Here is a 16,853-nt window from a genome sequence, read left to right as displayed (position 1 = left end):
GAGCGCATCCGGCGGGGCCGGGGCGCCGGCCCCCGGGTGGGTTCAGCCGGCGCAGAGCAGGCGGGCGCGGTCCTCGGCGAGATAGCGGGAGCGGACGGCGGCGACGATCTCGGCGCTCGCGGTACCGCTGCCGTACGGCGAGGGGCGCCCGGCCAGGGAGCCGACGGCGTCCGGGTCGGCGAGCAGTTCCCGCAGGGCGACGTCCAGTTGGGCGCCGGGCCGGACCAGCCGGGCGAAGCCGGCCCGGACCGCCTCGGGCCGTTCGGTGGAGTTGCGGACCACGATGAGCGGCCGCTTGAGCACCGTGCACTCCTCCTGGACCCCGCCTGAGTCCGAGACCAGCAGCCGGCAGCCGGCGGCCAGGGCGAGGAAGGTGCGGTGGTCGACCGGGGGCACCGGGCGCAGCCCGGCGAGCGCGCCGGAGAGCCCGAACCGCTCGATCGCCGCCCGGGTGCGCGGGTGCAGCGGCAGCACCACCGGCAGGTCCAGTGCGGCGAGTTGGCCGAGGATCCGGCCGAGCCGGGCGGGGTCGTCGGTGTTCTCGGGGCGGTGCAGGGTGGCCAGCAGGTAGCGGTCGGGGCGCAGCCCGTAGCCGTCCAGCACCGCGCGGGCCTCGACCGCTCCGGGCAGCGACTCCAGGGTGGCCTCGACGACGGTGTTGCCGGTGACCACCACCTGGTCCGCCCCGATCCCCTCGCGCAGCAGATGGGCGGCGGCGGTGGCGGTCGGCGCGCAGTGCAGGTCGGCGAGCGGGGCGATGAGGCGGCGGTTGGCCTCCTCGGGCATGTCCGGGTCGAAGGAGCGCAGTCCGGCCTCGACGTGGACGACGGGCGCCCCCGCGCAGTGGGCGGCCAGTGCTCCGGCGGCGGCGGAGTTGGTGTCGCCCTGGACGACGACGGCGGCGGGCGGGTGGGCGGCGAAGTGGTCGCTGAGCGCGCTGACCATCCGGCCGATCTGCCGGCCGCGGGCCTCGCCGGCGACCCCGCTGAGCGTGATGTGCGGGTCGGGGAGCGCGTACTGCCGGAAGAAGGCGGTGGTGAGGCCGGGATCCCAGTGCTGGCCGGTCCAGACGATCCGGGCGGAGTTCTCCAGAAGTCGCACCACTCCCGCGAGTTTGACGATTTCCGGTCGGGTTCCGAGGACCACGGCGATGTCGGCGGAGGGCATTCGGGCTCCCTTTGACGGTGCATCCGATCGATCGATCGGGGTTTTCGAACTACGCGTCACAACATGGCCGCCGGGGGTGAGCTGCGGCAACCGGTGGTGATCAATGTCCCCCGAATGGCGGAACGGCCGGGTGTCGCGCCACGCCGTCGCCACGCCGACGCCACGCCGATAGGGCCAGGCGGTGACGGCATCGTATGAGCACGGACAATCAAACATCCGATTTTCAGTCCATGATGTGCCAGCAGCACGGGAGTTCGATCCGTGGCGGGGTCGCGTAACGTTCGTCCCCGCCCCGGGCCGTTCCGATGTGCCCGGTACCACCCCCCCTTTCCCCTGGGCCTCGCCGAAGCCGCCCGCACTTTCGTGCTGCGCGGCAACCCCCCCCTCGTGATCCCCCCCGTTCTCCGACGAGAGGAATTCCCCCATGTACGGACCTGTGGCCGGCGGACTGCCGCCGGCAGCCGGTGGCGGCGCCCTGGCCGCCACCGGATCGGTGGGCATAGGCGTCACGGCGACGGCCGCGGTGGCCCTGGTCCTGCTCGGCCTCGGCCTGCTGCGGCGCAGCAGGCTGCGCCGCGGCGACGGACCGGGCGAGGACTGAGCCACGCCATGACGGAATCCCTGTCGCACCCGTTCGCACCCCGCCCGCGCGCCGCGGGCCGGGCCGGGCGCTCCCCGCTCGGGATGCTGTGCGGCGCCGTGCTGCTCGGTGTGTGCGGCTCGCTGGTGGCCGGCGAACGCGCCTACCGTTCCCAGGAGAGCCGCGGCACGGCGTGGCTGGTCGAGCACCTCCTGGGGATGCGCACCCTGCTGCTCGAAGGGCCGACCGCCCCCGTGCTGTACGCCGGTGACCACACCGGCCTGGACCGGGGCGTCGCCCTGACCACGGGGTGCAGCAGCGCGCTGCTGATCGCCCCGCTCGCCCTGGTGACGGCCCTGCTGCTGCTCTTCGGCAACCGCCGGGCCGGCCGGGTCCTGCTGGCCTTCGCCGTCGCCGCCGGCCTGGTGCTGGCCACCAACCTCGGCCGGCTCACCCTGGTCCTGGTGATGCAACACCGGTACGGCTCCGAGGGGTTCGGCTGGGCGCACGTCCTGCTGGGCTCCGTGCTGATGATGGCCGCCGCGCTCGTCGCGGCCCTCCTCTTCCTGTGGCTGCTGCCCCGCGGCGCCTCCGCCGCGACCGCGTCCGGTCACCCGGCCGGGGAGGGGACGCCGTGACGCTGCTGGACACCTCCGTCTCGCTCTCCTTCGTCCTGGGCGTCGGCTTCCTCGCCTACGTCGTGGTGATCGTGCGCGGCTACCTGCGGGACCGGCCCGGGCCGGCCGGCGACCCGGACGCCTACCGCTGGCACTTCCTGATTCCCTGCCGGGACGAGGAGGCGGTGATCGCCACCACCCTGGACTACCTCGCCGAGCACTTCACCGGCGCCACCGTCTGGGTCGTCGACGACGACTCCGCGGACCGCACGGCCGAGCTCGTCCGCGCCTGGCCCGCCACCTCCGACCGGCTCACCGTCCACCTGGTCTCCCGCCGGCTGCCCGCGGCGCGGACCGGCAAGGGCGACGCGCTGAACGCGGGTTACCGGGCGCTGGAGGCCGCGCTGCCCGAGGGCACCGACCCCGCGCGGGTCGTGGTCTGCGTGCTCGACGCCGACGGCCGCCCCTCGCCCGGCGCGCTCGCGGTCTGCGCCGGACCGGCCCTCTTCGGCGACCCCGGGATCGGGGCCGTCCAGGTCGAGGTGCGGATGTCCAACCGCGACGTGCCCCGGCCGCTGCCCGGCCGGGGCGCGTTCGCCAACCGGCGGGCCCGGCTGCTCGCCCGCCTCCAGGACATCGAGTTCCGCGGACCGATATCCGCCATGCAGATCACCCGGCGCCGCACCGGCACCGTCAACGTCGGCGGCAACGGCCAGTTCACCCGGCTCTCCGCCCTGCGCGCGGTGGACGGCGGCGGCGGGCGGCCGTGGGGCAGGGCGCTGCTGGAGGACTACGAGCTGGGCCTGCGGCTGATGCTGGCCGGCTGGCGCAACGGCTACACCACCGACGCCTGGGTCGACCAGGAGGCGCTGTGGAGCGTGCGGCAACTGCTCACCCAGCGGGTGCGCTGGGCCCAGGGCTCGATGCAGTGCACCCGCTACCTCCGGGAGATCTGGGGCTCGCGGGCGTTCGGCACGGCCGGCTTCCTGGAGGTGCTGTACTTCATGAGCCAGCCATGGCTGCAACTCGTCGGCCTGGTGGTCTACACCGTGCCGATCGCGGCCTTCGGCTACAACCTGGTGCTCTACCCGGAGTTCGTGCTCACCTTCCTGCAGCAGGGCGGCGCGCTGCTGCTGGCCCTCTACCTGCTGCTGGGCATCGGCGAGTTCGCCGTCTGGGGGCCGCTGTACCGGCGGCGCTGCGAGCCGGGCGTCGGACGGCGCGCCGCACTCGGGTACGGGCTCGCGCTGGCCCTGTACGCCGCCACCACCTATCTGGTCGCCGTCCGCGCGGCCTGGCGGGTGCTGTGCCGGCGCAACTCCTGGCACAAGACCGCCCGGGTCGCCACCGCGCCCGCCCCGGCCGTCACCCCGGCCCCGGCCGCTGCCCCCGCCGTCGTCGGCGAGCCGGCGGCATGAGCGTCCGGCGCCCGGCCCGCGCCCCGCCCCCGGCCCCCGCCCCGCCCGACGACCGCACCCGGTCCTGCCTGCCGGACCGTTCCCGATCGTCCTCGGCCGTCCCCCTCTCCCGTCCCCCGAAAGGCACCACCACCATGACCTCTCGTCGCACCCGGACCCGCACCCGCCTGCTCGCGGGCGCCGCCGCCACCGCCGCGCTGGTCTGCACCGCCGGCCCGGCCTGGGCCGCCCTCCCCGCCCCCGAGGCCAAGGCCTACGTCGTCTCCGCCGACGCCGTCGCCGGGATGGTGGCCGTCGCCCCGACGCCCGCCTCCGCCTACCCCTCGGGCGGCACCAGCACCCTGGCCGGCATCAGCGTCGGCCCCTTCGCCAGCAACGCGCTGCTCACCTCCACGACCTCGGGCGACCCGCAGGCCGGCACCTCGGGCGCCTCCGCCACGATCGACTCGCTCGGCGTCGACCTGGGCGTCGCCACCGTCTCGCTCACCGGCGTCAACTCGACCTGCACCGCGACCCCGGCCGGCGCCACCGGCTCCGGCGTCATCGCGGGGGGCAGCGTCAAGCTGCCGCTCCTGCCCGCGATCAACCTTCAGGCCGGCGCCGGGCCCAACACCGGGATCGACATCCCCGGGGTCGGCACCATCCTCCTCAACGAGCAGCGCACCGACGCCAACGGCATACTCAGCGCCAACGCCGTGCGGATCAGCCTGCTGCCGATCCTCAACGCCGCCGACCTGGTCATCGGCCACGCCGAGTGCGGCGGTGCCGCGCCCGCCGAGGCCGTGCCGATGGTCAACCCCCAGGTCGCCGCCGTCGGCGGAGCCGCGGCCCTGGCCACCGCCGCCGGGGTCTTCCTGCTGCGCCGCCGCACCACCACCGGCTGATCCCCGCCGGGGTGCCCCGGACCGGGGCACCCCGGCCTCCTTCCCCGCCTGCCTCCCGGCCTCCTCCGTCAGGCCGGACGGAGGTCGAAGCGCCAGTCGTTGCCGCGCATCGGCCGGCCCGGCGGGTACTCGAACTCCCGCACGCCCAGCAGCTCGAAGCCCGTGCCCCGGCACACCGCGTTGGACGCGGCGTTGTCCACCGAGGGGAAGGCGTGCAGGTACCGGTGGAGCCCGGCGGCCCGGGCCTCGGCCACCACCGCCCGGGTGGCGGCCTTCGCCACGCCCCGGCCCTGGAAGGCCGGCAGCACCGTCCAGCCGGTCTCGTACACCGGCCCGCCCTCCCACGTGCGCTCCCAGAACCCGATGCTGCCCGCCGCCGCGCCGTCCGGCAGCACGATCCGGAACATCCGCCCCGCGGCGGCGGGCCGGGCACTGAGGTCGACGTAGCGACGGTGACGGCGGGCCACCTGCCCCCCGCTCTCCGGGCCGCCGAGGTGCGCCATCAACTCCGGCGCGTTGAGGGCGGACAGCAGCGCGGCGTCCGCCTCGGACCAGGGCTCCAGGCGTACGGCGGTGACGTGATCGTCCATGGGCGTACGGTAGACGGCCCCACCGACAACCGCCCCACCGGCCGCCGCAGGCGGGGGACGGGACGGGGCCTAGCCGGCGGCCGGGCTGAGCCGGACCGGCAGGGACCGCAGGGCGTTCACGATGAACGACTCCTGCGGGAGCAGCCCCTCCGGCGGCAGCGCGAGTTCGACGTCGGGGAAGGCGCCGAACAGGGCGCTCAGCGCCTCCTCGGCCTCCATCGTGCCGAGCACCGCGCCCAAGCAGTAGTGCCGGCCGTGGCCGAAGGCCAGATGGGTCTTGTCGGACCGGGTGAGGTCGAACTCCTCCGGCCGGTCGGGGTGCAGGGCCGGATCCCGCCCGGCCGCGCCGAAGGCGAACAGGACCGGCTCGCCGGCCCGGATCAGCACGCCCTCGCCGAGGTCGATGTCCGCGGCGGCGAAGTACATCGGCAGGTGCATCACCGGCGCCTCCAGGCGCAGCGACTCCTCGATGGCGTCGCGCCAGGTCGCCGCGCCGGAGCGGATCAGCGCCAGCTGCCCGGGGTGCGAGAGCAGCAGCGCCACCGTGTGGTCGATGAGGTTGACGGCGGTCTCCGACCCGGCGCCGATCATCAGGATCAGGGTGGAGACCAGCTCCGACTCGCTGAGCCGGGACCCGTGGGCGTCACGGGTGGCGATCAGCTCGCTGGTCATGTCGTCGCCCGGCGCCGCCCGCTTGGTGGCGGCGAGGCGGGCCATGGCGGCGAACAGGTCGTCGAGGACGCCCTTGGCGTGCTCGGGGGTGGCGTCGGTCGCCAGGACGCCGTCCACCACCCGGCGCACCTCCGCCCGCTGCTCCTCGGGGACGCCGAACAGGTCGCAGATCAGCGTGGTCGGCAACGGGTAGGAGAGGCCGGTGTGCAGGTCGACGGTCGCGCCGGGCGCGGCGCCGCGCAGCGCGTCGACCAGGGCGGCGGCGATCGCCCGCACCCGGGGCCGCAGCGCCTCCACCCGGCGCGGGCCGAACGAGGGCGCGGTGAGGGTGCGCAGCCGGAGGTGGTCCGCACCGTCGCTGGTGAACATCGACTCCACCGCGACCCAGCTGGCCAGCGGCCAGTCGGGGCCGACCCGGCCGTCGATCCAGTCGGGCCAGTGGTGGCGGGCGTTCTTGGCGAGCCGGGGGTCGGTGAGCAGCTTCCGGGCGACGTCGGCCCGGGTCACCGACCAGGCCTGGACGCGGCCGGGGAGCTCGACCCGGACGGCTGGGCCGTGGGAGCGCAGATGGGCGGCCTCGGCGTGCAGGGCGGTGCCGCGGGTGTCGAGGACGTGGGTGTAGGGGCAGCGGGGTTCCATGGGCCCTCCTGGAAGGGGAGCGGCGGTCGGAAACGGTCGGCCGATGGTGACCGTACGACCGACCGGGCGGCGGCGGAAGGGCGCTTGTCACCGTGCCGCGCGCCCGGGGGCGCCGCCCCCGAGGGCCGGGCACCACGCGTTCGCCCGTCCCGGCCGGCTCCGGACGCCCCGGACGCGGTACGGGGGGCGTCACGGAATTCCGTGACGGGGCCGCCGTCCTGCGTCTACGCTGACCGTGCAGCTGGTTCGCCCTGCCCGCCAGGCAGGCGCGTCGTAAGAGGGAACCCGGTGACGCCTTTCGACTGGCCAGTCCGGGACTGCCCCGCAGCGGTGAGCGGGAACGACCGCCGTCATACGCACTGGGCCCGAGCGGCCCGGGAAGCGACGGCCAGTAGGTGTCCGCCCTTTCGGGGGCGGGCGTGCCCGCGAGTCCGAAGACCTGCCCGCTGTCCGCGCGCGACCGATCGCGCGCGGCCATCCCGGTGACCTCGTGGGCGGGTCGGCGTGCACACGGAGCCGCGTAGGCGCCTCCGTCCGGTACGTCATCCCTTCGCGCCCTCGTCCCGTCACCGGGCACCGAGGATCAAGACTCGCGAAGGAGAGTCCCTTGACAGCGAAGTCCGCAGCCGCGGCCACCCTGGCCACCGTCCACGGCTACCCCCGGCAGGGCCGGAACCGGGAGCTCAAGAAGGCGGTCGAGGGCTACTGGAAGGGCACCGTCACCGCCGACGCCCTGCACGCCACCGCCGCCCGACTGCGCCGGGAGAACTGGACGCAGCTCGCCGGGGCGGGCGTGCGCGAACTCCCCACCGGCGACTTCTCGCTCTACGACCACGTGCTCGACACCACCGTCGCCGTCGGCGCCGTCCCCGCCCGCCACCGGGCCGCCGTCGACGCCGACCCGCTCGACGGCTACTTCGCCATGGCGCGCGGCACCCAGGACGCCGCGCCGCTGGAGATGACCAAGTGGTTCGACACCAACTACCACTACCTCGTCCCCGAACTGGGGCCGGACACCGCCTTCACCGCCAACTCCGGCAAGGCGGTCGGCGAACTCGCCGAGGCGCTCGCCGCCGGCCACGAGGCCCGCCCGGTGCTGGTGGGCCCGGTCACCTACCTGCTGCTGGCCGAGCCCGCCCCCGGCGTCGCGGAGGACTTCCGGCCGCTCACCCTGCTGGACCGGCTGCTGCCCGTCTACGCCGAACTCCTCGCCGACCTGCACGCGGCCGGCGCGGACTGGGTGCAGCTGGACGAGCCCGCGCTCGTCCAGGACCGCACCCCGGCCGAACTGAACGCCGTCGCCCGCGCCTACCGCGAGCTCGGCGCCCGCACCGACCGGCCGAAGCTGCTGGTCGCGAGCTACTTCGACCGCCTCGGCGAGGCGCTTCCGGTGCTGGCCGCGGCGCCCGTGGAGGGGCTGGCACTGGACTTCACCGGGCCGGCCGCCGCCAATCTGGACGACCTCGCCGCCGCCGGCGGACTGCCCGGCAAGCGCCTGGTCGCGGGCGTCGTCGACGGCCGCAACATCTGGATCAACGACCTGGAGGCCTCGCTCGCCACCCTGGCCACCCTGCTCGGCCTGGCCGGCCACGTGGACGTGGCGCCGTCCTGCTCCCTGCTGCACGTGCCGGTCGACGCCACCGCCGAGCGGGACCTCGACCCGCAGCTCGCCCGCTGGCTCGCCTTCGCCCGGCAGAAGGCCGAGGAGACCGCGCTGCTCGCGCGCGGCCTGCGCGAGGGCACCGGCGCGATCGCCGCCGAACTCGCCGCCAACCGCGCCCACCTGGCCTCCCGGGCCGCCTCCCCGATCACCCGCGACCCCGCCGTGCGCGCCCGCACCGCCGCCGTCACCGCCGAGGACGCCCGCCGCACCCCGGCCCACCCCGGGCGCGCCGGGGCCCAGCGCGCCCGGCTCGGCCTTCCGCTGCTGCCCACCACCACGATCGGCTCCTTCCCGCAGACCGCCGAACTGCGGGCCGCCCGCGCCGACCTCACCGCCGGGCGGACCGACGCCGCCGCCTACCGGGCGCGGATGGAGGCCGAGGTCCGCGAGGTGATCGCCTTCCAGGAGAAGGCCGGGCTGGACGTCCTGGTGCACGGCGAGCCCGAACGCAACGACATGGTCCAGTACTTCGCCGAACAGCTCACCGGCTTCCTCGCCACCCGGCACGGCTGGGTGCAGTCCTACGGCACCCGCTACGTCCGCCCGCCGGTCCTTGCCGGGGACGTCTCCCGCCCGGGCCCGATGACGGTCGACTGGTTCCGCTACGCCCAGGGCCTCACCGACCGCCCGGTCAAGGGCATGCTCACCGGCCCGGTCACCATGCTCGCGTGGTCCTTCGTCCGCGACGACCAGCCGCTCGCCGACACCGCCCGCCAGGTCGCCCTGGCCCTGCGCGACGAGGTCGCCGACCTGGAGGCCGCCGGCGCCGCCGTCGTCCAGGTCGACGAACCCGCCCTGCGTGAGACCCTGCCGCTGCGCGCCGACGGCCGACCGGCCTACCTGGACTGGGCGACGGAGGCGTTCCGCCTCGCCACCTCCGGCGTCCGCGCCGACACCCAGATCCACACCCACATGTGCTACGCCGAGTTCGGCGCGATCATGACGGCCATCGACGACCTCGACGCGGACGTCATCTCCCTGGAGGCCACCCGCTCCCACATGCGGGTCGCCGGCGAACTCGCCGCCGCCGGGTACCCGCGCGAGGTCGGCCCCGGCGTGTGGGACATCCACTCCTCGCGCGTACCGAGCGCCGACGAGGCCGAGCGGCTGCTGCGCACCGGCCTGGCCGCGATCCCCGCCGAGCGGCTCTGGGTCAACCCCGACTGCGGCCTGAAGACCCGCGGCTGGCCGGAGACCCGCGCCTCCCTGGAGAACCTGGTCACCGCCGCCCGCCGCCTGCGCGGGGAACTCACGGGCTGACGCGGCCGCGGGCGCGCACACCCCGCGGTGCGCGCCCGCCCTTCCGGGGGTCGGCAAGGGCCCGGGGCTCTCGTGGCGGCGCCACGACGGGCGCTTCCGGCCGCGCCGCCGGTGGCGCGCGGGCCGCGCGGCGCCGCGGGCGGGTAGCCTGCCGGGGTGGCGGTCCACGGGTTCGGGGTGACGGAGTTCCAGCTGGTGCTGCTGCGCCGGATGGCGGACTTCCGGCCGGAGCCGGTCGAGGAGGCGCTGCGCCGGCTGGGGGCGACGCGCGCGGGCATGCGCGAGGCGAACAAGCGGTGGCAGGCGATGGTGCGCGCGCCGGGGTCCCCGTCCGGCGGGCGGCGCTGGACGGCCGTGCTCGGCGCGCCGGAGGCGGTGCTGCCGCGGCGCGTCGGGGACCTCGTCTGCACCGCACGGCAGTGGGCGCTGCCGCTCTGGCCCGACCTGCGCTTCGAGGTGCTCCTCGCGCCGGGCGGGGCGGAACTGAACGCCTGGCTGGTGCGGGCGCCGGGCAGCCGGCCGCCGGTGCTGCGCACGCTCGCCGATCTGACGCCGTGGAGCTGTGTGGTGGCCGACCTGGGCGCCGCGTTCCCGCCCGCCGTTGCGCGCGAGGGCAGCGCGCCCACCAGGTTCCGGCTGGACTTCACCGCGCCGGACACCGACGGCCGGCCGTGTGCCTGCACCGCGGACTTCACCTGGGGACTGCTCCAGGAGGTGCGTCCGGCCTGAGCCGCCGGTCCGGCCCGGCGGCTCGGCGCCGGTGCACCGTCCGCCCGCCGATCACGGTGCGCTCGGGCAGCAGGTCGCGCAGCTCCTCGACCGGGCAGCTCAGCGGATCGGCGGGCCACAGCGTCAGATCGGCGAGCGCGCCCGGGCGCAGGGTGCCGCGGATGTCGCTCTCGCCGGTCAGCCGGGCGGCGTTGACGGTGTGCAGGGCGATCGCCTCGGCGCGCCCGATGGCGTGCTCGGCGCCGATCACCCCGGCCACGGTGGCCCGGGTGGTCATGCCCCACACCGAGAGCATCGCGCCGTACGGGCCGACCGGGAAGTCCGAACCGGCGGAGAGCTGCGCGCCCTCGTCGAGCCACTCGCGCAGCGGGAACAGCGCACCGGTGCGCTCGGCGCCCCAGGCCCGCTGCTGGGTGCGCGCGCCGTCGTGCAGCAGCGGGTGCTGGACGGTCACCGGGACGCCGAGGGCAACGGCCCGGGCGCGCTGGTCGGGCCGGGCGAGGCCGGCGTGCTCGACGACCAGAGTGCCGGCGGGCAGGCCGGGGCGGCGCGCGAGCACCTCCTCGTAGACGTCGAGCAGGACGCGCAGCCCGCGGTCGCCCCAGGCGTGCACCCCGACCCGCAGGCCGCGCCCGGCCACCCGGTCGACGGCCTCCGTCAGCTCCCCGGGCTCCCAGAGCAGCCGCCCGTGGTAGCACGGCCGCCCCTGGTACGGCTCCTCCAGCGCGCCCGCCTCGAAGCCGCCGTCGATGCCGAACTTCACCCCCCAGACGGAGAACCGGTCGTCCTCGTGGCCGGCGGCGCGCCAGGCCACGACCCGGTCCAGCAGCCCGTCCACCTCCGCCGGGGTGCGGACGGCGAAGCCGGAGACCAGGGCCCGGACCCGGACGGCGAGCGCGCCGCGGTCGCGGGCGGCGCGCAGCACGTCGAGGTCCTCTACCGGGACCAGGCAGTCGCGGACGGTGCCGATCCCGGTGGCGGCGTAGTCGGCGGAGGCGGCGCGCAGGCCGTCGATCCGCTCGTCGAGCCCGGGCCGGGGCAGGACGCGTTCGGCGAGCTGGGTCGCCTTGTCGATCAGCCGCCCGGTGAGCCGGCCGGCCGCGTCGCGCTCGATCACGCCGCCGGGCGGGTCGGGGGTGGCGGCGGTGATGCCGGCCAGCCGCAGCGCCGCGGAGTTGAGCACCATGTTGTAGGCGCCGCGGCGCACCAGCACCGGGTGGTCGGCGGTGGCGCCGTCCAGCTCCCCGGTGGTGGGCAGCCGCTGCTCGGCGAGGTTCACCTCCTGCCAGTTCACGGTGGTGCGGATCCATCCGCCGGCCGGGGTGCGGGCGGCGCGCTCGCGGATCAGGGCGAGGAATCCGGCGAGGTCGGCGGCCCGGTGGACGGGGACGCCGGACACGCTGTGGCCGGCCAGGACCAGATGGGTGTGGGTGTCGTCGAAGGCGGGCAGCACGGTGCCGTGCGGCGCGTCGACGAACTCGGTGGCCGGACCGGCGAGCGCGTCCAGACCGTGCGGGTCGGGGGAGAGCGCGGTGATCCGGCCGCCGGTGACGGCGACCGCGCGCCGCGGGGCCTCGCCGGGGACGAGGGTGTGCACGGCGCCGGCGCGCACCAGCAGGTCGGCGGGCGGACGGATCATCACGGCTCCCCGGGGTGGGCGGCGGTCCTGCCGGTGACCTTCTCCACGTACTCCAGAGCGGGCCCGGAGAGCAGGCCGTGCAGTTCGGTGAAGACGGCCCGGGCCGCGACGGCGTTCCAGTCGGCGGGCAGCAGCGGCTCGGGCAGGCCCGGGTCGAGGTAGGGCAGCCGGCGCCACTGGTCGAGCATCGGGACGTACGCGCGGAACGCCCCGGCCGGGTCGGGGCCGGCCCGGCGCGTGCGCAGGGCGGTGGCGGCCGGCTGCCAGGCGTCGGTGAAGGCCGCGTACTGGGCCTCGATGGCGGGGAAGTCCCACCAGGCGGCGACGGCCGTGCGCAGGTCGGTGAAGCCGGCGTACTCGGCGGACAGGAACAGGTGCACATAGCCGTCCAGGCCGAGCCTGGCCAGCAGCCGACGTGCGTCCGGCAGCAGCCGGGCGGGGGCCAGCCAGACGCCGGGGGCGGCGTTGCCGAAGCCGAGCCAGCTGAGCCGGGAGCGCAGGGTGTGGCGGTGGGCGCGCTCGGACTCCGGGACCGAGAAGACCGCCACCACCCAGCCGTCGGCGAGCGCGGCGGGCTCCAGGCTGTGGAAGATCCGCCGGTCGCCCTCCTCGAACACCGGGTCCATCGCGGGGGAGAGCCGGTAGCCGGTGCCGTCGCGGCGCTCCTGGAGGAGGGTGCCGGCCTTCTTCAGACGGGAGATGGCGGAGCGGACGGCGGGGGCCTCGACGTCCAGCTCGGCCATCAGGGCGATCAGGTCGGCGATCGATATCCAGCCGCCGATGCGGCGGACGAACTCGCCGTAGACGGTGTGGATCAGCGAGCTCGGCCGGGGCGTGCTCTCCGTCATGACGGGCCTCCTCCCCGGCAGCTGGTGGTGATCATAGCGGCGCCGCGCGCTCCCCGGGCCCCGGCCGGGCCGGTCCGGTCAGGCCTGTGCGAAGGCCCCGGAGAGCAGGTGGCCCGCGCCGGGGGCGTGGGCCGGCAGGCCGAGGGCGCGCAGCAGTTGGTGGGTGGTGCAGACCGCCGCGGAGACGACCGGCTTGCCGAGCCGCTGCTCGGCCTCCTCGATCACCGACAGGGAGGGCAGCTGCACGCACGCCGACAGCACCACCGCGTCGGCCCGGGCGTGGTCGAGCCCGGCGGCGATCGCCGGGAGCTTCGCCGGGTCGTGGGCGGCGACGTCCAGGTTGTCGGCGATCTCCAGGGCCGTGTGGTCGACCACCTCGATGCCCTCGTGGCCCAGGTAGTCGACGACGGTGCGGGCCAGCGGCCGCAGGTAGGGGGTGACCAGGGCGACCCGGCGCGCGCCGAGCGCGTGCAGCCCGGCGACCAGGGCCCCGGCGCTGGTGACGACCGGCGCGGGCGCGCCGTTCTCCACGGTGCGCCGGTGCAGCCGCCGTTCGGCCTCCCGGTGGTAGCCGGTGCCGGCGCTCATCACGGCGACCAGGCAGGCGTAGCCGAGCACGTCGACCCGGGCGTCGGCGAGTTCGGCGGCGCACCGGTCGGACTCGGCGTCCATGCCGCGCAGTTGCTCGGGCGTCACCCTGGTCATCCGCATCCGGCTGGAGTGGAAGGTGAACCGCTCGGGCGCGACCCGTTCGCGGGCCCGCAGCAGGGCGGGCACCTCGGTTTCCATGGTGACGTTGGAGCTGGGGACGATCTGGCCGATCCGGTAGGTGGTGGCCATGGCGGGGACGGTCCTTCCGTGGTGGGGTGGCTCCCGACGGGGCTTTCGCTGGGCCTGCGCGGGCCTGCGCGGGGCTTTCGCGGGGCCCGGGCGGGCGGCCGGCGGGCGCTCAGCGGGCGTCGATCACCGGGTTGGCGAGGGTGCCGATGCCCTCGATGGTCGCCTCGACGACGTCACCGGGCCGCAGGAAGCGCGGCGGCACCATCGCGGCCCCGACGCCGGACGGCGAGCCGGTGGCGATGACGTCCCCGGGCTCCAGGGTGACCCCGGAGGAGATGTCGGCGATCAGGCGGGCGACGCCGAAGAGCATGTGGCGGGTATTGGAGGACTGCCGCAGTTCGCCGTTGACGCGCAGCGACAGGTCGAGGCGCTGCGGGTCGGGGATCTCGTCGGCGGTCACCACGACCGGGCCGAACGGCGCGTAGCTGTCCTGGCCCTTGGAGAAGAACCACTGACCGGCGCGGCGCTGGTCGCGGGCGCTGATGTCGTTGACGATGCTGTAGCCGAAGACGTGCCGCCAGGCGTCGGCCTCGGCCACCCGGAAGGCGGGGGCGCCGATGACGACGGCGAGTTCGCACTCCCAGTCGAGCTGCTCGGTGAGGTCGGCGTTGTGCCGGATCGGTCCGCCGGGGCCGGTGACGGCGGTCGAGGGTTTGCTGAACAGCACCGGACGGTCGGGCAGTTCGCGGCCGGTGTCCAGGGTGCGGTGCGACTCGGCGACGTGCTCGACGTAGTTGAGGCCGACGCCGACGATCTTGCCGGGGCGCAGCGGCGCGTCCAGGGCGACGTCGGCGAGCACGGGCAGGGACGCCGGGTCCGCGGCGGCGCGGTCGGCCAGGGCCCGGGCGGTGGCCAGGGCCGGTTCCCCGGCGCGGATCAGGGCCGGGAGGTCTCGGGGAAGGTCCGCGCCGGCGGCCGCGGCGAGCGCCGTCAGGTCGGCGACCCGGTCGCCGGCGAGCAGGGCGCCGAGGCGCGGGCCGCCGGCGCCGTCGGTGCCGCGGGTGTCGTGGGTGTCGTGGGTGTCGTGGGTGCCGTCGGGGTCGGACGTGCTGGGGGTTGCGCGGGGGCGGAAGGTCAACAGGCGCATGGGTACGGGCTCCTGGTCACGGGGTGGCGGTGGGCTGGTGCCCGTCGTGCTCCGGGTGGGCCTCCTCGCGGTACAGGCCGAGCGAGTGCATCACCGGGAAGTCGTTGAAGGAGAACAGGCAGGCGTCCTCGCCGGGGTCGGTGTTCGCGTGCTCGTGCCAGGCCCAGGACGGCACGACGAAGATGTCGCCCTGCTGCCAGGCGAAGCGCTGTCCGGCGATCACCGAGACGCCGCGGCCCTTGGCGGCCGTGTACACCACGGAGCCGGTGTGCCGGTGGGCGCGGGTGGCCTGGCCGGGGCGCAGCAGCTGGAGGTGGGCGCCCATGGTGGGCATCACCGGGCCGCCGGTGACCGGGTTGGTGTACTCCATGATCACCCCGTCGTAGGGCGATCCCGCGGTGGCGCGGGCGAGCCGGGTGAGCGCGTGGTAGCTGGGCTCCCAGGGCCAGCCGAGCAGCGGCGAGTGCGGGCGGGTCCACTTCTCGACGCCGTACGGCAGCAGGTTGCCGCCGTACGTCAGCAGCGAGGAGTTCACCACCTCGCCGGGCCGCTGGTACAGCTCCGGGTGGACCTCGTAGAAGTTGGCGTCGAGCATGTTGACCAGCGGGATGTCCAGGCCGTCCTGCCAGATCACCGGGGCCTCGTCGGACTCGTTGCCGTGCTCGTGCCAGGTGCCGTTGGGCGTGATGGCGAAGTCGCGCGGGCCGACCCTGAGCTTCTGGCCGTCGACGATCGTCCAGGCACCGGTGCCCTCGTGGACGAAGCGCAGCGCGGAGGCCTGGTGGCGGTGCGCGGTCATCGCCTCGCCGGGGCCCATGATCTGCAGGCCGGTGTACAGCAGACCGACGGCGGCGCTGAGTTCGCGGCGGCCGGGGTTGACCAGCATGACCACCCGGCGGCCGGCGTCGTCCGCCCTGACCAGCGGCAGCGCCTTGTGCACCAGCGGGCGCAGATCGGCGTAGCGCCAGAGCACCGGCACCGACGTCGGCTGCGGGTACCAGGGCTCGATCTCGTTGGCCACGGTCCACAGCGCGCCCGCGTCGGCCTTCGCCAGTTCCTCGTAGTAGGCCGTGAGTTCCGGGTTCCCGGTGACCCGGGCCCGGCCGATCCGGTCGTCGTCGTGGTCCGGCGTGCCGTTCATGCCTGCTCCTTCGGGGATGCCTGGTCGAGCGTGAGCGGCCGCAGCGGGCGGTGGTCCACGTGCAGCCGGAAGACGTCGAAGCGGTTGTAGTGGCCGACGATGTCGTGCATCTGCTTGGGCTGCACGCAGCGGCCGAGGTCGATCTCGGCGTAGACGATGCCCTCCTCGTCCACCAGCGGTTCGGTCACCGCGCGTCCGTCGGGGCCGAAGATGCCCGACAACGCGCTGCGAGGGCGGGCGAGTTGCTCGCGCAGCCGGTGGTCCTCGCCGGCGATCGCCTCGACGATCCCCGGCGAGAGGGTGGAGCAGGAGACCACGGTGAAGACCTTGCCCTCGAAGCAGTGCGCGGCGGCGCGCAGCGCGATCGCCTCCGCCATGTCGTAGTCCTCGGGGGCGACCGGCAGGGCGATGTAGGCGGCGGCGTGGACGAGTTCGCCCTGGGCGAGGAGGGTGAAGCGGGCGAGCGGGTTGGTGTTCTCGCCGCAGGCGAGCGCGCCGAGCGGGCCGACGGCCGTGCGGTGGACGCGCAGGGTGCTGCCGTCGCCGGGCGTCCAGGTCAGCTTCTCGGCCCAGGTCGGCACCAACTTGCGGTGCACGCTGAGCAGTTCGCCGTCGGCGTCGATGACCAGCAGGGTGTTGTGGAGCACCCCGAGGCTGTGCGGGCCGCGTTCGTTGACGCCGATCACCAGCACCACGCCGGCCCGCCGGGCGGCGGCGCGCAGGGTGTCGACGTGCGGGCCGGGCACGTCCACCGACGCGCGGTAGAGGCGCTCGTACCAGGGCGAGCCCTGCACCGGGTTCATCGTCCAGTTCCAGTACGGGTAGCCGGGGACGAACACCTCGGGGAAGACCACCAGGGAGGCGCCGTGGCCGGCCGCCTCGTGGATCAGCGCGACCGCCTTGTCGACGGTGGCGGCGGTGTCCAGGTAGACGGGCGAGGCCTGGACGGCGGCGGCGGTGAAACGGGGCAGTTGCAGCGCGGCGGCCACGGGCTCGGTCATCGCTCCTCCTCGGGGCGCTCGGTCGGGTCGGGGTGCGCGGGGTGCTCAGGGGGCGAGGGGTGCGAGGGGGGCCCGGGG

General features: G+C 75.5%; 15 protein-coding genes and 1 riboswitch. Of the genes, 6 read left to right on the top strand and 9 right to left on the bottom strand.

The genetic code is table 11. The features are described from left to right. Positions 1-42: 42 nt before the first annotated feature. A complete protein-coding gene (gene wecB / locus ACFXAM_RS31220) occupies positions 43-1,167 on the bottom strand; it encodes a non-hydrolyzing UDP-N-acetylglucosamine 2-epimerase (RefSeq protein WP_380296315.1) in 1,125 nt (374 codons plus the stop codon). 424 nt (positions 1,168-1,591) lie between these two features. On the opposite strand from wecB, the gene ACFXAM_RS31215 reads away from it, so the two are divergent. The 4 genes from ACFXAM_RS31215 (at position 1,592) to ACFXAM_RS31200 (ending at position 4,666) form a co-directional block, all read left to right on the top strand. Beyond that, a complete protein-coding gene (locus tag ACFXAM_RS31215; RefSeq protein ID WP_380296313.1) occupies positions 1,592-1,768 on the top strand; it encodes a hypothetical protein in 177 nt (58 codons plus the stop codon). A gap of 8 nt (positions 1,769-1,776) precedes the next feature. Beyond that, on the top strand, positions 1,777-2,385 hold the full coding sequence (locus tag ACFXAM_RS31210) for an exosortase/archaeosortase family protein (RefSeq protein WP_380296312.1): 609 nt from the start codon (positions 1,777-1,779) through the stop codon (positions 2,383-2,385). After that, positions 2,382-3,782, top strand: a complete 1,401-nt coding sequence (locus ACFXAM_RS31205; protein WP_380296310.1) for a glycosyltransferase — start codon at positions 2,382-2,384, stop codon at positions 3,780-3,782. Before ACFXAM_RS31210 ends, ACFXAM_RS31205 begins: the two co-directional genes overlap by 4 nt. 134 nt (positions 3,783-3,916) lie before the next feature. Further along, entirely contained in the window at positions 3,917-4,666 is a 750-nt protein-coding gene (locus ACFXAM_RS31200) for a choice-of-anchor P family protein (protein WP_380296309.1), read from the top strand. A gap of 68 nt (positions 4,667-4,734) precedes the next feature. Here ACFXAM_RS31200 and ACFXAM_RS31195 read toward each other — a convergent pair whose 3' ends face one another. Continuing rightward, on the bottom strand, positions 4,735-5,256 hold the full coding sequence (locus ACFXAM_RS31195) for a GNAT family N-acetyltransferase (RefSeq protein ID WP_380296308.1): 522 nt from the start codon (positions 5,254-5,256) through the stop codon (positions 4,735-4,737). Positions 5,257-5,325: 69 nt separating this feature from the next. After that, positions 5,326-6,567: a cytochrome P450 gene (locus ACFXAM_RS31190; protein ID WP_380296306.1), complete on the bottom strand. Its 1,242-nt coding sequence runs from the start codon at positions 6,565-6,567 to the stop codon at positions 5,326-5,328. Positions 6,568-6,792: 225 nt separating this feature from the next. Next, a riboswitch (cobalamin riboswitch) is annotated at positions 6,793-7,029 on the top strand. Positions 7,030-7,174: 145 nt separating this feature from the next. On the opposite strand from ACFXAM_RS31190, the gene metE reads away from it, so the two are divergent. Further along, the gene (gene metE / locus ACFXAM_RS31185) at positions 7,175-9,490 is read left to right on the top strand and encodes a 5-methyltetrahydropteroyltriglutamate--homocysteine S-methyltransferase (RefSeq protein WP_380296305.1); all 2,316 of its coding nucleotides are present in this window, start codon (positions 7,175-7,177) and stop codon (positions 9,488-9,490) included. Positions 9,491-9,700: 210 nt separating this feature from the next. Continuing rightward, positions 9,701-10,219, top strand: a complete 519-nt coding sequence (locus ACFXAM_RS31180; RefSeq protein WP_380296316.1) for a hypothetical protein — start codon at positions 9,701-9,703, stop codon at positions 10,217-10,219. On the opposite strand, the gene ACFXAM_RS31175 is transcribed toward ACFXAM_RS31180, so the two are convergent. From ACFXAM_RS31175 to ACFXAM_RS31150, 6 genes are all read right to left on the bottom strand, one after another. Further along, positions 10,182-11,858 carry an amidohydrolase gene (locus ACFXAM_RS31175; protein ID WP_380296304.1) on the bottom strand — a complete coding sequence of 559 codons (1,677 nt, stop codon included), beginning with the start codon at positions 11,856-11,858 and terminating at the stop codon, positions 10,182-10,184. The two genes, ACFXAM_RS31180 and ACFXAM_RS31175, sit on opposite strands and share 38 nt — an antisense overlap. After that, complete coding sequence (locus ACFXAM_RS31170) at positions 11,858-12,706, bottom strand: PaaX family transcriptional regulator C-terminal domain-containing protein (protein ID WP_380296303.1); 849 nt, start codon at positions 12,704-12,706, stop codon at positions 11,858-11,860. Before ACFXAM_RS31170 ends, ACFXAM_RS31175 begins: the two co-directional genes overlap by 1 nt. A gap of 78 nt (positions 12,707-12,784) precedes the next feature. Then, the gene (locus ACFXAM_RS31165) at positions 12,785-13,546 is read right to left on the bottom strand and encodes an Asp/Glu racemase (protein ID WP_380296301.1); all 762 of its coding nucleotides are present in this window, start codon (positions 13,544-13,546) and stop codon (positions 12,785-12,787) included. A 109-nt stretch (positions 13,547-13,655) separates the two neighbouring features. Further along, positions 13,656-14,633 (bottom strand): fumarylacetoacetate hydrolase family protein, encoded by a 978-nt coding sequence (locus ACFXAM_RS31160; RefSeq protein WP_380296300.1) that lies wholly within the window; start codon positions 14,631-14,633, stop codon positions 13,656-13,658. Positions 14,634-14,649: 16 nt separating this feature from the next. Beyond that, positions 14,650-15,774, bottom strand: coding sequence for a cupin domain-containing protein (locus tag ACFXAM_RS31155; protein WP_380296298.1), 1,125 nt, complete (start codon positions 15,772-15,774; stop codon positions 14,650-14,652). Beyond that, positions 15,771-16,775 (bottom strand): carbon-nitrogen hydrolase family protein, encoded by a 1,005-nt coding sequence (locus tag ACFXAM_RS31150; RefSeq protein ID WP_380296296.1) that lies wholly within the window; start codon positions 16,773-16,775, stop codon positions 15,771-15,773. The genes ACFXAM_RS31155 and ACFXAM_RS31150 overlap by 4 nt, the downstream gene beginning before the upstream one ends. Positions 16,776-16,853: the final 78 nt, after the last annotated feature.

The organism is Kitasatospora sp. NPDC059462 (genome assembly GCF_042749955.1).
GTDB lineage: Bacteria > Actinomycetota > Actinomycetes > Streptomycetales > Streptomycetaceae > Kitasatospora.
This window is presented reverse-complemented; position numbering and strand designations above follow the sequence as displayed.

What these genes read in the sequence shown, in the direction of transcription:
- wecB (WP_380296315.1), bottom strand. Translation starts at nt 1,167, where the DNA reads ATGCCCTCCGCCGACATCGCCGTGGTCCTCGGAACCCGACCGGAAATC.
- ACFXAM_RS31215 (WP_380296313.1), top strand. Translation starts at nt 1,592, where the DNA reads ATGTACGGACCTGTGGCCGGCGGACTGCCGCCGGCAGCCGGTGGCGGC.
- ACFXAM_RS31210 (WP_380296312.1), top strand. Translation starts at nt 1,777, where the DNA reads ATGACGGAATCCCTGTCGCACCCGTTCGCACCCCGCCCGCGCGCCGCG.
- ACFXAM_RS31200 (WP_380296309.1), top strand. Translation starts at nt 3,917, where the DNA reads ATGACCTCTCGTCGCACCCGGACCCGCACCCGCCTGCTCGCGGGCGCC.
- ACFXAM_RS31195 (WP_380296308.1), bottom strand. Translation starts at nt 5,256, where the DNA reads ATGGACGATCACGTCACCGCCGTACGCCTGGAGCCCTGGTCCGAGGCG.
- ACFXAM_RS31190 (WP_380296306.1), bottom strand. Translation starts at nt 6,567, where the DNA reads ATGGAACCCCGCTGCCCCTACACCCACGTCCTCGACACCCGCGGCACC.
- ACFXAM_RS31180 (WP_380296316.1), top strand. Translation starts at nt 9,701, where the DNA reads ATGGCGGACTTCCGGCCGGAGCCGGTCGAGGAGGCGCTGCGCCGGCTG.
- ACFXAM_RS31175 (WP_380296304.1), bottom strand. Translation starts at nt 11,858, where the DNA reads ATGATCCGTCCGCCCGCCGACCTGCTGGTGCGCGCCGGCGCCGTGCAC.
- ACFXAM_RS31170 (WP_380296303.1), bottom strand. Translation starts at nt 12,706, where the DNA reads ATGACGGAGAGCACGCCCCGGCCGAGCTCGCTGATCCACACCGTCTAC.
- ACFXAM_RS31165 (WP_380296301.1), bottom strand. Translation starts at nt 13,546, where the DNA reads ATGGCCACCACCTACCGGATCGGCCAGATCGTCCCCAGCTCCAACGTC.
- ACFXAM_RS31160 (WP_380296300.1), bottom strand. Translation starts at nt 14,633, where the DNA reads ATGCGCCTGTTGACCTTCCGCCCCCGCGCAACCCCCAGCACGTCCGAC.
- ACFXAM_RS31155 (WP_380296298.1), bottom strand. Translation starts at nt 15,774, where the DNA reads ATGAACGGCACGCCGGACCACGACGACGACCGGATCGGCCGGGCCCGG.
- ACFXAM_RS31150 (WP_380296296.1), bottom strand. Translation starts at nt 16,775, where the DNA reads ATGACCGAGCCCGTGGCCGCCGCGCTGCAACTGCCCCGTTTCACCGCC.